11 protein-coding genes are annotated in these 13,830 nt (G+C 33.2%); 9 read left to right on the top strand and 2 right to left on the bottom strand.

The annotated features are described in order from the left end of the window. Positions 1-154: 154 nt before the first annotated feature. The 7 genes from OEV98_RS15180 (at position 155) to OEV98_RS15150 (ending at position 8,223) form a co-directional block, all read left to right on the top strand. Positions 155-1,663, top strand: a complete 1,509-nt coding sequence (locus tag OEV98_RS15180) for an acetyl-CoA hydrolase/transferase C-terminal domain-containing protein (RefSeq protein ID WP_263074208.1) — start codon at positions 155-157, stop codon at positions 1,661-1,663. Between the two features lie 22 nt (positions 1,664-1,685). Further along, complete coding sequence (locus OEV98_RS15175; RefSeq protein WP_263074207.1) at positions 1,686-2,846, top strand: iron-containing alcohol dehydrogenase; 1,161 nt, start codon at positions 1,686-1,688, stop codon at positions 2,844-2,846. A gap of 132 nt (positions 2,847-2,978) precedes the next feature. After that, on the top strand, positions 2,979-3,995 hold the full coding sequence (locus OEV98_RS15170; RefSeq protein WP_263074206.1) for a DctP family TRAP transporter solute-binding subunit: 1,017 nt from the start codon (positions 2,979-2,981) through the stop codon (positions 3,993-3,995). 76 nt (positions 3,996-4,071) lie between these two features. Then, entirely contained in the window at positions 4,072-4,599 is a 528-nt protein-coding gene (locus OEV98_RS15165; RefSeq protein WP_263074205.1) for a TRAP transporter small permease, read from the top strand. Next, positions 4,599-5,876 carry a TRAP transporter large permease gene (locus tag OEV98_RS15160; RefSeq protein WP_263074204.1) on the top strand — a complete coding sequence of 426 codons (1,278 nt, stop codon included), beginning with the start codon at positions 4,599-4,601 and terminating at the stop codon, positions 5,874-5,876. The genes OEV98_RS15165 and OEV98_RS15160 overlap by 1 nt, the downstream gene beginning before the upstream one ends. A gap of 45 nt (positions 5,877-5,921) precedes the next feature. After that, positions 5,922-6,824, top strand: coding sequence for a hydroxymethylglutaryl-CoA lyase (locus OEV98_RS15155; RefSeq protein ID WP_263074203.1), 903 nt, complete (start codon positions 5,922-5,924; stop codon positions 6,822-6,824). Between the two features lie 424 nt (positions 6,825-7,248). Beyond that, a complete protein-coding gene (locus OEV98_RS15150) occupies positions 7,249-8,223 on the top strand; it encodes a D-2-hydroxyacid dehydrogenase (protein ID WP_263074202.1) in 975 nt (324 codons plus the stop codon). A gap of 922 nt (positions 8,224-9,145) precedes the next feature. Here the strand turns inward: OEV98_RS15150 and OEV98_RS15145 are convergent. Beyond that, a complete protein-coding gene (locus tag OEV98_RS15145) occupies positions 9,146-10,528 on the bottom strand; it encodes a Sau3AI family type II restriction endonuclease (protein ID WP_263074201.1) in 1,383 nt (460 codons plus the stop codon). Positions 10,529-10,595: 67 nt separating this feature from the next. Continuing rightward, positions 10,596-11,855, bottom strand: coding sequence for a DNA (cytosine-5-)-methyltransferase (gene dcm, locus OEV98_RS15140; RefSeq protein WP_263074200.1), 1,260 nt, complete (start codon positions 11,853-11,855; stop codon positions 10,596-10,598). 292 nt (positions 11,856-12,147) lie between these two features. Here dcm and OEV98_RS15135 point away from each other — a divergent pair, with 292 nt between their 5' ends. Next, the gene (locus tag OEV98_RS15135) at positions 12,148-13,194 is read left to right on the top strand and encodes a ParA family protein (RefSeq protein WP_263074199.1); all 1,047 of its coding nucleotides are present in this window, start codon (positions 12,148-12,150) and stop codon (positions 13,192-13,194) included. Next, a complete protein-coding gene (locus OEV98_RS15130; protein WP_263074198.1) occupies positions 13,191-13,727 on the top strand; it encodes a hypothetical protein in 537 nt (178 codons plus the stop codon). Before OEV98_RS15135 ends, OEV98_RS15130 begins: the two co-directional genes overlap by 4 nt. The last annotated feature ends 103 nt before the right edge of the window (positions 13,728-13,830 follow it).

The raw sequence follows: 13,830 nt of genomic DNA, 5'->3' as shown, positions 1-13,830 counted from the left end.
TATTCTTAAAAATAATAAGCTCTGAAGCAATGTTATTTTCAATGTTCGATACTTAAAGGTAATTTAGAACGCCTAGATTGCTTCAGAGTCTATTTATTTATTATTAATTTCGTACTTCTAATTTAAAGATAAGATTAAAGGAGTGATGTGAGTATTGAAAAATAAAATAGAAAATTTACAGTTGCGATCAAAAATTGCAAACGTAGAAGAAGCTGCATTGCTCATCAAAGATGGTATGACAGTAGCAATGGGAGGATACACTTCTTCAGGATATCCTAAAGTAATTGCTAATGAATTGGCTAAAAGAAAAATGAATGGTGAAACGTTCAAAGTAAATTTAATTACAGGTTCAAACATTGGACCAATTGATACATTATTTGCAAAGTTGGATTTAGTAAATAGACGTGTACCAATGATTGAAAGCAAAGATATGGCAATGCTTATTAACAAAGGTAAGGTTAATTATATAGAACAGCAGATGAACAAAATGCCTCAGCTGTTGCATAGTAACTCCTTTGGTAAAATCGATGTGGCTATTATTGAGGCACTCAAAATTACAAAAGAGGGTAACATTGTACCTACCTCTTCAGTGGGAATGATACAGCATTTTGTCAATTTGGCTGAAAGCGTTATCATTGAAATTAATGTTTCCCAACCAGAAGAGCTTGAAGGAATGCACGATATCTATAATGTTGGCTTTTATCCTAACAGAAATCCAATTCCAATAACTTCCATAAACGAAAGAATTGGAGAACCTTTTATACGAGTAAATCCTGATAAAGTCCAATTTATTGTGAAATCCGAGATATTAGATACTACTTCTAAAATAGCAGAACCTGATGATACGAGTAATTTAATTTCATCACACCTTTTTAATTTTCTGGAATTGGAAACATCAAAGAATAAAAATAAGTATTTGCCACCGATTCAAACTGGTTTTGGAAATTTAGCTAGCGCAATTGTTAGATCTTTTGAGAAATCAAGTTTTAAAGATATTGAGTTTTTTTGTGGAATTTTACAAGAATCAAATATGGAATTAATCACAAAAGGGAAAGTAAAGGCTGCTTCAACAGGTTCTATACATATGACACCTAAAGTAATAGACATGTTAAAGCAGAATAAACAAATAATAAAAGAAACGGTTGTCTTAAGAAATAACGATGTAACAAATAATTCTGAAGTGATAAATCGTTTTGGCCTTATATCTTTAATAAGCGGTATTGAGGTTGATATATACGGTAATGTTAATTCCAGTCATATTGGTGGTACTAGAGTGGTTAATGGTCTAGGTGGAGGAGCAAATTTTGCTCAAAACGCCGGCCTTTCCATTATGTTGTTACCATCAGAAACAAAAGATGGAGATATTTCAACAATTGTTCCAATGGTAACCCATCATGATATAGGAGAGCACGATATTGATGTTGTTATTACAGAAAATGGTGTAGCTGATTTAAGAGGAAAAAGTGATGTAGAAAAGGCATATTCCATCATTAATAATTGTGCAAATACCTATAAAGAACAATTACTTGATTATTTTAAAAGAGCTGTTACTAAGGTAGGTGGACATCATCCTCAACTACTATCAGAAGTATTCTCTTGGCATCAAAGACTTAAAGAAACAGGTTCTATGAAGCAAAATCAAATATTTAATAATCATTATTAAAACTAAACTGGGAGGAATAACATTGATTACGAATAACTCATTTAAATTTCATAGTACTTCAACTCTTATTCTAGAGAATGGCTCATCCTTACAATTAGGAAAATATTTAAAAAAACTTGGTGTTAGCAAGGTATTAGTAGTAACTGATTCAGTTTTAGTTAAATTAGGTGTTGTAGATAGAATTATCAGCCTTGCAAAGGAAGAAGGTTTTGAATTTGAAGTATATAGTGAAGTATTACCTGAACCACCTTTAGAAAATGTAGAAGCAGCATTCAAACTTTATAACGATACAGGATGTGATGGTGTAGTTGGTTTAGGCGGTGGAAGTCCAATAGATGTTGCAAAGGCAGTGGCAATGTTAGTTACTAATCCTGGAAGCTATGAAGATTATGTAGGTATTGATAAAGTTCCAAACAAATGTGCACCACTAATTCTAATGCCAACTACATCAGGTACCGGGTCTGAGGTTTCTGTTTTCTCTATTATACTTGTAAATGGCTCAAAAAAAGGAGTAGTAGATATTAACATAAGTGCAGATATTGCGTTAGTGGACCCTCTTCTAACTTTAAGTGTTCCAAGAGGAGTTACTGCTGCAACTGGATTAGATGCTTTATGCCATCATATTGAAAGTTTTATTTCGATTAACAGCTCGCCATTAAATGAAGCGTTATGTATGGAAGGAATTCGTGTTATTTCTCAACACCTTCGGGAAGCTGTAGGACATGGGGAGAATAAAGAAGCACGGTACTGGATGAGCTATGCCAGTACATTAGGCGGTTTAGTAATGAATCTTACCGATGGAGCTGCTGCGAACCATGGATTAGCATTTGCACTCGGAGCTAAATTCCATGTAGGTCATGGGTTGTCAAATGCTGTAATGCTTCCATATGTATTTCCCGTTGTTGGAAGAGCAGAGCTTAAGAAAGTCCGCTTGATTGGGGAAGCAATGGGTGAAAATCTTGCAGGGTTATCTGATAGAAAAGCCCTAGAGGTAGTTACTGAAGCTATTACAACATTAGTGCGAGATGTTGGTTGTTTAATGCCGTTATCCAAATTTGGTGTGACTGAAAATGATCTAGATGATCTTGTTATGGAAACAGAGACTCAAACACGTGTTATGGGACACTCTACTTATCAATTAAAATCAGAAGAAATTAAAGCCATTTTTGCTGAAGCTCTTTAATCTTTTGATTGAATAGTTAGTATATTGCATGAATACCTCCCTTTTAGTTAGAAAGATTTTAACTGTGGTTTTGGGTTTCGTAAAGAAATTTATCTTTAGTATTAAAAAACGAATAATATGGGGGATTAGTATATGAAATTGAAAAAAATCTTTGCAACTGCATTAATTTCTATATTATATGTTGGAGTTCTGTCTGCTTGTGGCAATAAGGAGAGTGGGTCTAATTCAGAAGGTGAAGAAAAAATCTATAATATTGATGTTGGTCACGTTGTTACTACAAATGATGCATATCATCTAGCATTAGAAAAATTTGCAGAGAATGTAAAAGAAAAATCTGGAGGTAGAATTAACATAGAGATTTTCCCAAGTTCACAATTAGGAAATGAAAGAGATTTAGTAGAAGGTATAACAATGGGAACAGTAGACATGGCTGTAGTTGCCTCTGGAAACGTAGCTGCTTTTACCAATACTTATCAACCATTTGATCTACCATTCATCTTTAGGGATCATGAACATGCTCATAAAGTATTAGATGGTGAAATTGGTCAACAAGCATTAAAAAGTTTAGATTCTCTTGGTATTAAAGGATTAGCAAATTGGGAAAATGGGTTCTACAATACATGGAATGCGAAACATCCAATAAATACTCCCGAGGACTTTAAAGATCTAAAAATTAGAGCGAATGACAACCCAATTCATATTGCATCATACGATGCCTTAGGTGCAAGTGCAATTACTATGGGGTGGAGCGAAGTTTATACTGCAATTCAAAACGGTACGGTTGATGGAGTTGCTGTATCAATTCCGTCTATGTACAATTCTAAAATTTACGAAGTTGCTCCATATATTTCTACAAGCAGTGAATTTTATGTAACAGCCATACTGATGATGAATAAGAATCTTTTCGATGGAATGCCTGAAGATTTACAACAAATTTTAGTAGAGGAAGCGAATGCAGTTACTGCTTATGAGAGACAATTAGTTGCAGATATGGAAACTGAGTTTATTCAGAAATTAAAAGATGAAGGTTTTGAAGTAACAAATCCGGATAAAGAGGCTCTAAAGGAAGCAGCTTGGCAACCAGTATATGATGAGTATGCTGACAAATTAGGTAAAGATGTTATTGAATCTATACAAAATGATTATTAAAAAAGATTTATAATTTTACGGTTAGTGCATAAGTATTTGCCTTGTGCACTGACCAGATTCTATAAGGAAGGGCCAAATGATAATATTAGACAAACTTCTTACTCGATTTGAGGACTATGTAGCTGTTATATGCTTTTCACTAATGAGTATCATTACTTTAGTCGCAGTTTTTTTTCGATTCGCTTTAAATAGCCCAATCATATGGTCTGAAGAAGTTGCAAGGTATTTGATGGTTTGGGGAATTTTTATTGGTATTAGTATAATGACTCGAAAAAATGCCCAATTAGGAATTGATATTTTTATAGCATTCGCACCAGAAAAAGTGAAAAAAGTAGTAACGTTTATCTGCCATATAATGCTAATTGGGACATATATAATTGCATTTTACCTATCAGTTGATTTTGTTTTATATTCATTAGAACTTGGACAACTAACACCAATCCTAAGAATTAAGTTTGCATATGTTTATATGGCAATGCCGCTTGGATTTTTGTTAAGCACCTATAGGGCAATACAAGTTTTCTGGGCTCAATACTTTAAAAAAAATATTAAAGGACCAGTTTCAAAGAATTCTAGTATTGATAAGAAGGAGGTCTATTTTTAATGGCCTTACCACTTTTTGGGATATTTTTCCTAACGGCATTTATAGGTCTTCCTATCGCAGTAGCATTACTTTTAGCGGCAGGGGTTCCGTTATTTTTATTTACAGATACACCGTTGATGGTTATTATTCAAAGGTTATGGGTATCATTAGACTCATTCTCCTTAATGGCCTTGCCTTTTTTCATGATTGCAGGGGGGATATTGGAAAAAGGTGGAGTGTCTAAACGTATCGTAGACTTTGCTAACTCGATTGTTGGAGGATTTCATGGCGGTTTAGCTATAGTTGCATTCGTTGCATCTGCATTCTTTGGAGCTATTTCTGGATCTTCAACTGCAACTGTTGTTGCGATGGGTTCTATAATTGTACCGGCAATGATTCGAGAAGGATATGATGTTAAATTTTCTATAACTACAATTGCAGCTGCTGGTTATCTTGGAACCGTTATTCCTCCTAGTATACCAATGGTAACTTATGGTGTAACCACTGGTGCTTCCATTGGTGATTTATTTTCAGGGGGAATCATGACAGGGCTTCTCTTGACTGGTTTGATGTCAGTTTATGCATATTTATATGGAAAAAAACATATGAAGGTTACTTACAAATTTTCAATCAAAGAGGTTTGGAGAACTTTTAAAAACGCAATTTGGGCATTGATAATGCCGCTAATTATTCTTGGAGGTATCTATTCAGGTGTCTTTACTCCAACGGAATCAGCAGCAGTTGCCTGTTTATACGGCTTGATAGTAGGATTCTTTGTTTATAAGGAGTTATCTTGGAAGAAAGTTAATCAAATTTTGAAGGAATCTGTTGTTAACGCTTCAATGATTATGTTTATTGTTGGTGCTGCATCTGCTTTCGGTTTTGTTATGACTAAAGCACAAATACCACTTCAAATGTCTGAATTTATCATCAGCTTAACGGATAGTGCAATAATCCTATTATTCTTAGTAAATATTTTATTTCTGATACTTGGTACATTTATGGAAACAAATGCTGCTATTTTAATTGTTGCACCAATATTTATGCCAATTATAGAACAGTATGGGATTGACCCTGTTCATTTTGGAGTATTAATGGTTGTTAACCTAAGTATTGGTATGGTTACACCACCACTTGGTGTAAACTTATTCGTTGCCGCAAAGCTTATTGATGGTGTATCAGTGTCAGACATACTTAATAAATATTTATTTAGGTATATAGGCTTCTCTCTAATAGGTTTACTAATAATAACCTACTGGGAAGATTTTGTCTTATTCCTACCAAAGTTATTTGGTTAGTAGATACGAAAATATAGACTGATAGAAACTGGAGGAATGATAAGAGTGGAAAAAATTCATATCAATGAAGTAGGACCAAGGGATGGGTTTCAAAATCAAGCTAAATATATCCCTCTCGAACATAAGCTGGAAATAATAAAAAAAATGGTCGAATCTGGTCTTGAATATATTCAAATTACTTCCTTTGTCAGTCCGAAAGCTATTCCGCAAATGAAAGATAGCAAAGAGATTGCAAGTGTATGTTTGGAGAAATTTCCTGATGTTAAATTCTTTGCATTGGTACCAAATCTATATGGAGCTAAGTTGGCATGGGAATCAGGAATTAGAAGAATTTCATTTGTTGTTTCTTTAAGTAAAAGTCATAATAAAGCAAATATTAATAGAACACATGAAGAATCCTTCTTAGAATTAAAAAAAATAGTTGAAGCTTATCCAGAAATGGAAGTATGTCTAGATTTAGCAACGACTTTCGGGTGTCCTTTTGAAGGAAAATATAATGCGGAAATCGTAGTAGGTTTCTTAAAAGCATATATAGATTTAGGAATCAAAATGGTTAACCTCTGCGATACTATTGGTATTGGCAATCCTAAAGAAGTGAGAGAGATAGTTGGTGCAGTTCAAGAGTCTTATCCAAATCTTGATTTACAGATCCATATTCATGATACAAGAAATATGGGAATGGTGAATACATTAGCTGCCATTGAATGTGGGGTGGATAAAATTCAATCCACTTTAGGTGGGTTAGGAGGTTGCCCATTTGCTCCAGGTGCATCAGGTAATCTTGCTACGGAAGATATTGTGTATATGCTAAATGATATGGGATATGTTACAGGTGTTGATTTTGAAAAATTAATTGATGCATCTAAATATCAAAAAATAGTGATTCCTGATGGGAATTTTAGTGGGCATCAAATGAATATTGAATCAAAATCACAGCAATGGGTATAAGTTAGAATAAAAATATTAGTAAACTATAATTTAATAGAGGCTGTGCTAAAGGGTCAGACATCTACAATATGTACTATATCTAGATAAAATAAATATTACCTAGATATTTTATATAGGTTGTCAGACCCTTTTGTTTTAAACAGAGCCTTTTTACGTAATTTATTACTCCATGAGAGGAGAATGATTACTTACACTTATGAAAGTATAATTGCCATAAATATCTTTCAAGGATGTCGGCATACTATGAATGGAATCTATTTGCGGAGGAAAGGTGATAATAATATATGTGGAGTCCATGCAGTAAATGATTTTTTCTCAGGAACAATATCATTAAAATAGGTTCTAGAGGATGGCATTTCCTCTATTGAAAAATCAGCAAAGGAGTAATGATATTAATAGAGAAAAACATTAAGGAGGAAATAGAATGAAAGCAGTTGTTTTAGATGGATATACATTAAACCCAGGAGATTTAGACTGGTCACCATTAAAAGGATTAGTTGATGTAACTATCTATAATCGTACTACATATTCTGGTGAAGAACTAACACTTATAATAGAACGTTCTAAAGACGCAGAGATAATTCTTATAAATAAAACACCAATCACTGGTGATGTGATTAATGAACTACCACGTTTAAAGTATATTGGCATGCTTTCAACAGGATTTGATTCAGTAGATATTGAGGCAGCAAAAGAAAAAGATATCATCGTTACTAATATTCCAACATATGGGACAGATGCAGTATCCCAAATGGCAATAGCGTTACTACTTGAATTATGTCATCACGTGGGAAGCCATAGTGATGCTGTCAAACAGGGAGATTGGACGAATAATGTTGATTGGTGTTTTTGGAACCATCCGTTAATTGAACTTTCAGGAAAGACAATTGGGATTATTGGATTTGGCAGAATTGGTCAAGCTACAGGTAGAATTGCACAAGCATTAGGAATGAATGTTCTCGCTTATAATCATTATCAAAATAAAGCACTTGAATCAGAAACTATGAAATATGCTGATTTAGATGAGCTTTATGCTAATTCTGATGTGATTTCACTTCATTGTCCATTAACTAATGAAAACACAGGAATGATTAATAATGATAGTATAAATAAAATGAAAAAAGGGGTATTAATTATTAATAATTCAAGAGGACCATTAATCAACGAGGAAGATCTCGCTCAGGCATTAAATAATAATATCGTTGGTGGAGTTGCACTTGACGTAGTTTCCACAGAGCCAATAAAGGAAAATAACCCTTTACTGCGAGCAAAGAATTGTATTATCACTCCACATATTTCCTGGGCTACAAAAGAAGCTAGACAAAGACTTTTAAATACAGCAGTAGATAATATAAAAATGTTCTTGGAAGGAAGTCCGATCAATGTAGTAAATGAATAATATCTATAATACAAGAGCTTTAGTTAAGTTGTACTAGAACTAGTGCTTTTTTTGTTAAATAATAGTTGCAAATGGCGTTATAGAACAAGAAAATAAAATCTGCTTTTAGGTGTTGGATGTTAGTTGAGAAAAAAAAGAACTGTTAAAACAATATGGAGTATTGTGTCATTAAGCAAACAATCACCTGGCAATAATAAATGAACAGGTTTTAAATCATTCATTAAATATTTGCATTAATATAATAAAATGCAAAGAAAAGCGATTATCACTTTTAATAGATATTGAGAATAGTGCGCACACCCTATTTATGGATATTTAATGTGATTTGGTAATGACAAAAGGGGGAAAGAGAGAAGAAATTTCTCCAAAAATAAAAGTTTAAGATATTTTTATGATAAGAATGTAAAAAGATGGTAAAGGTAGTCAAATAGGCAAGGCTAGACCATACACAGTTCAGAAAATTTACTTTCTATCGAGTAAAGAAAGATATTAAAAAAACAATACAAAACGGAGTAAGTCCAGTTTATTCTTTACGAGTAGTACCTAACAATTATTTTTTGAGCATATTTCGTTAAATTTGAAGTGAAAGAGATGTAAGAAACATATGTGCAAGGAATTTAACATAGCTAAGCCGAATAAAGTGGAAGTCAGGGTGATGATCATTGAATTTGGTATACTTGTTTTAGAAGCAGGTATCATTTTAGGTTTAGATACCTGTTTTTAGCTTATTTTGCGGGTTATAAAGAGGTTAGTATCATTTAAAAAGGAACTTAACATCACGTTAGGTTCCTTTTTTAAAGTTATTAAACAAAATTTATATCATTCAGCAATGTTACAGCATAGTCTTCTTTCATCCAGTGATATTGAGAGTACAGTTAAATAACATTAAGTAGAAATCTAAATACTATTATTTTATGTACCATTATTTATAGATAATATCAGAAATATATTCCCGATCCAACCAAAACGCTTGTTTCGTTATCCATCGTCCATCAGGTAACATTGTTTTATCACTACCATCCTTTGCTTTTGGACGCAAATGACAAATACCGTTATAACCTGGACCAGGCAAATTATTTTTTACAATAATTCTGTTTTTTTGTTTAACAGGTTTTAGTTCAATTCCATTGTTAATTAAATTCTGTACGTAATACCAAAATTTGTACAGTCGATTTTCAATTTCTGCAATTGGCATATTCCAGAGTTTTATTCCTTTAAATATTAATTCTCGGTTAGGGTTTTGATTCTTAGTTTCTTCATACTGAAAAACTACAATAAGTAGCTTTGTTTCTTCAAAGTATCTTTTTATCCAACTATCATTCCAAACTTCTGTTGACCATTCATTAAAATTTACATTCCTAAAAGACATATGTTCTTTTGGAATCCCGCTTGGTTCCAACCGTACAGTCTTAACATGAATATTTGCTTTAGCAAATTCCTCGATTTGATCTAATTTTGTTCCTTTAATTCCAAGTAGGGAACTAATAAATTCCTGAAGAAAACTTTTTGATTTATAATTGACATTTATCCCGGTTTTGGATGAAACTTCTTCAAGAGTCAAGCCAACATACGGATTAAATTTATCATTAAGTAAATCAAGAAATGTTTTTTGTTTTAACTCAGAAGATGTTGTGAATTTCACAAAGTCTTGGTTATTAATGACTTTTCTAACAATAGCTGTCATGTAACTTTGCTTTAATGCATATGCTCGTTGCATTGCTCTAATATCGCTAAAAGGTTGATTTCTTAGTGAATTTTTATTTGCTCCTTTTGGACATGCACCTAAATAGTTCGTATCACCCTCAGAAAGTTGGTGAGCTAATCCATTTTTAATTTTTTCTACTATCGTATGCCAATCTTGTTTTATAATTTCAAGATCTTCCTCTGGGTATTGATGGAGGTAGGATTTTATTACTTTAAAATCAGTCCTACTGATATCCGGAAGCCACTCATAAAACATCATAAGAATTTCTTTGTTTTTCTTCCAAAAACTTGATGTCTCAAAATCATTATTTACTTCTTCTTCGAAATTGATAATATTTAACACTAGTCGTTCTTTCGCGGAAATAGTACCATTTTTATTCTTTTTAATAGGTGTAACTTTTAATTCTATTCCAAGATTTGAAAAATCAGCTTCACTTCTTGAGTTAACTTCATAACCAAAATAGCTTTCTTCAATAATTTGACCTAGTTGTCCTTTTGCCTTTTCATTTTCAATTCTGCCACTATGGTCAATTTCTCCGAATGTTTTTCCTTCTGCTAGTCTTGCTTTAGTAAGTAATTCTTCTTTTGTTTCGTAAATCAATAGAAAGTACCTCCTATAAGCATTTATATAACAATAATAACAAAATAAGCTGATACTTTCATTAGTATCAGCTTAAAGATAATTCCAATTGTACTTGATCATTAATATTTAATTTGTCAATTTCATCAATTCGTTCTCCCATAATCTGTATTAATCCAACCACTAATGCATTTCCCATACAGAAATATCTCATTCTATCTGTCATACCAGCAGTCCAGTCATCAGGAAAACCGTTCAATCTTTCACATTCTATAGGAGTAAGAAATCTCTTACGACCATTTACCTCAATGATATGTGAACTTCTATTAGTAGTTCCCTCACTAGTAAGCATAGTTCTACCAGGCTTGTCCAAATCATCAGTAGGGGACATCCCGCCTTCGGAAAATATATATTTATGACCAGTAGCAGAAGTTCGTTCGATTTTTTTAGGACCTCTCAAGTAAGCGAATTTTTCTTCTGCATCTTTAGTAAGATAAAATTTTTCATCTACAAAACTTTCTTCTATTAAAATATCTTTTAAAGGTGTTGGAGAAAATGGTACTGGTTCCAATTGGACGGTTGTAATTTTCCCATTTCTCATAATACCTGATGTATGGAATTCGTATTTAAACGTATCGGAAATTTCGACTATATCTTGTGGTAGCTCTACCTTACTTAATCTTCCTTTGTAAGGATTTTCAAGTATAGGAAAAGGTTTAGCGAAAAAGCCTTCTTTAAACAAAATTTCCTCATCAGAAAGTTTATGTTGTATTCCTTCAAAGGTGATTCCGTTTTTATAAGCAAAAATGAATGTTCTTCTCCGCCTTTGTGCAAATCCATATTCCGCTGCATTAATTACACGCCATTCAACTGAATAATTTAAGTCTCTAAATGTTGCCAACATAATAGCAAAATCTCTTCCACGTTGTTTTGAAGGGGATTTAAGTAATCTATCCACATTTTCTAACAATACATATTTAGGATGAGTATTTTCTAATACTCTTTTAATTTCCCAAAATAATACTCCTTTTTTTCCCTGTAATCCTTTCTCTCCAGACAGTGAGCGGGCTACCGAGTAATCTTGACATGGAAAACCACCTACAACTAAATCCGGAGCTTGTTCAATAAATTCCTCGTTTGGAATTGTAGTAATATCTTTATTAACATGAATACCAGTTTGAAAATTTTTAGTATAGCATTCGAATGCATCTTGAGCTTTTTTGGACGGTTCCCATTGATTTGCCCAAGTAATCTTAAATAAATCAGAGTTGGCTTTTTCCAAACCAAGACGAAAACCGCCTACACCAGCAAATAATTCTACTACACGTAGTGGGTTACGATTTTCCATACCGAACATCCTTTCGTATCTTTTGAAATAATTATAACATAGTTATTTCAAAAGATCTATAAAAAATTTATATTAATTATTCAATAATATAATAGTAAATATAAATGCAATTAGTATTACATTTTATCATAGAGTAGAAGATATTCCAATTGTAATAGCAAATTAAATATAATATCGGAATTTGTAATATTGATTTTCTCTATGTTTGAATAAATTATTTAATTTTATTTCCCCAAATAGTCATACCCCTATGGAATCCTCATATAATACTTTTCAGAAAGGAGGAAAAATTTTGAAATTGTCCCAACAAGAGTTAGTCAAACGTGTCGTGCAATTGGTGGATGAGTGTAGTACGTTTTCGGTTTTTACGAGGCGGGATCAATATGAGAAGGCGAGGATTAATGAGCTGTTGGAACTAATTAAGCTGCACCGGGATGAATTGGCAAAGGATTTTGTGCGCCATAATTTAGGGCAGAAGCGGTTAAGGCTAATCCAAGAATGGGTAGAGGGGGTAGGAAGGATGACAAAGGTAGTGTCAATGTTAAACATGAAAGGTGGCGTCGGGAAAACAACGTTAACGTATAACTTATCCTGGTATGCCGCCTTCAAAAAAGCGTACAAAGTACTTGTCGTTGATTTAGATCCACAATCCAATTTAACGCAAATTTTTTTAGGAGAAGAACAGTATAAAGATTTTTTGATAAATGGAAACCAATCTACTGTCGACATTTTTGAAAATAGTGCAAAGGTTACCGCAAGCATTTTTCATCGAGTAGAAGCATTTAAGGATGGCAGCTGTATCGATTTAATCCCTGCAAAAGTAGAACTAACAAAAACATTAAAAAATCCAACCTCAAAAGAACATAAATTACGACGCTTTTTAATGGAATACAAGGAAAAATATGATTTAGTCCTAATTGATTGTCCTCCAACCGACTCCATTTTAACGACTGCAAGCTACCTCGCAAGCGATTCGATTATTATTCCAGTAAAACTTGAAAAATTAGCCACGATTGGGTTGCCGCTTTTAGCAAGTAGTATTGATGAATTTAATCATGATAATGCAGGAGAAAACGAAATTAAGGTTTCTGGGATTATTTTTAACACAGTTGAAGCAAATGATTCTCCGGAAAGCCGCCTCTCCAAGCAAGAAGTAAGCGCCTTTGCACGCGAGAGAAATTGGTCAGTTTTCGAAAGTGAAGTACGTGAATCAAAATCGTTTGTTAATGGAATTCGCGAAGGTAAGCCGATGTTTCTTGCAAATAGGGTTCGTGATTATATTATGAAGGAGTTTTACCAGGTGGGGGATGAATTTTTACAAAAGGTGGGGCTGGAATGACAACAACTAGTAAACTATTACTATTAGATTTATTAAAGCCACGAATGATTCATAGTGATCAAGATTTTCAAGAAGTACGGGAGGTATTACAAAATAGAGACGGTTATCTTTCGGAAGTGTTGGGGTTCCTGCAGGAGCTAAATAACGACACAAGTGAACAGCAAGTGGTAGAAAAACGACAAAAATCTCCTAACAATAAAAAAGAGCTAGTAAATATTGAAAATGTCAAGGAGCTCCCACCAAATACCTATCAGCTCCTCACGCAAATCCAAGCATTGCTTCAATCAAAGGCCGTGTTCCGTACGGTAAAGGAATTGCAAGCATATGTGGGAGAACGGGTTTTATTAACGAGAGCTAAAAATACAAAGGCAGAATTAGTAAACAAATACCTCAGCCATTATCGTAATGCACCACTCCAAACCCTCGAAAAGGAAATCGAGCTTTTACTACAAAAAAAGCAGTCAGATGATTCGGTGAAAAGCTTTTTATCAATGGCAAATGAAATTGTTAACTCACGAAAGAAGGTCAATTAAATTGTTCTATGAAATAACTATTTTGAAATAGGAAATTATTTGGTAAAATTATTATTATATTAGAAAAATATAAGTATATTTTTTGTTTTCAGGAAGAAGAGGG

The organism is Perspicuibacillus lycopersici, from assembly GCF_025660475.1.
GTDB classification, from domain to species: domain Bacteria; phylum Bacillota; class Bacilli; order Bacillales; family Caldibacillaceae; genus Perspicuibacillus; species Perspicuibacillus lycopersici.
The sequence above is the reverse complement of the archived record's forward strand: the minus strand, read 5'-3'. Positions and strand labels throughout refer to the sequence as shown.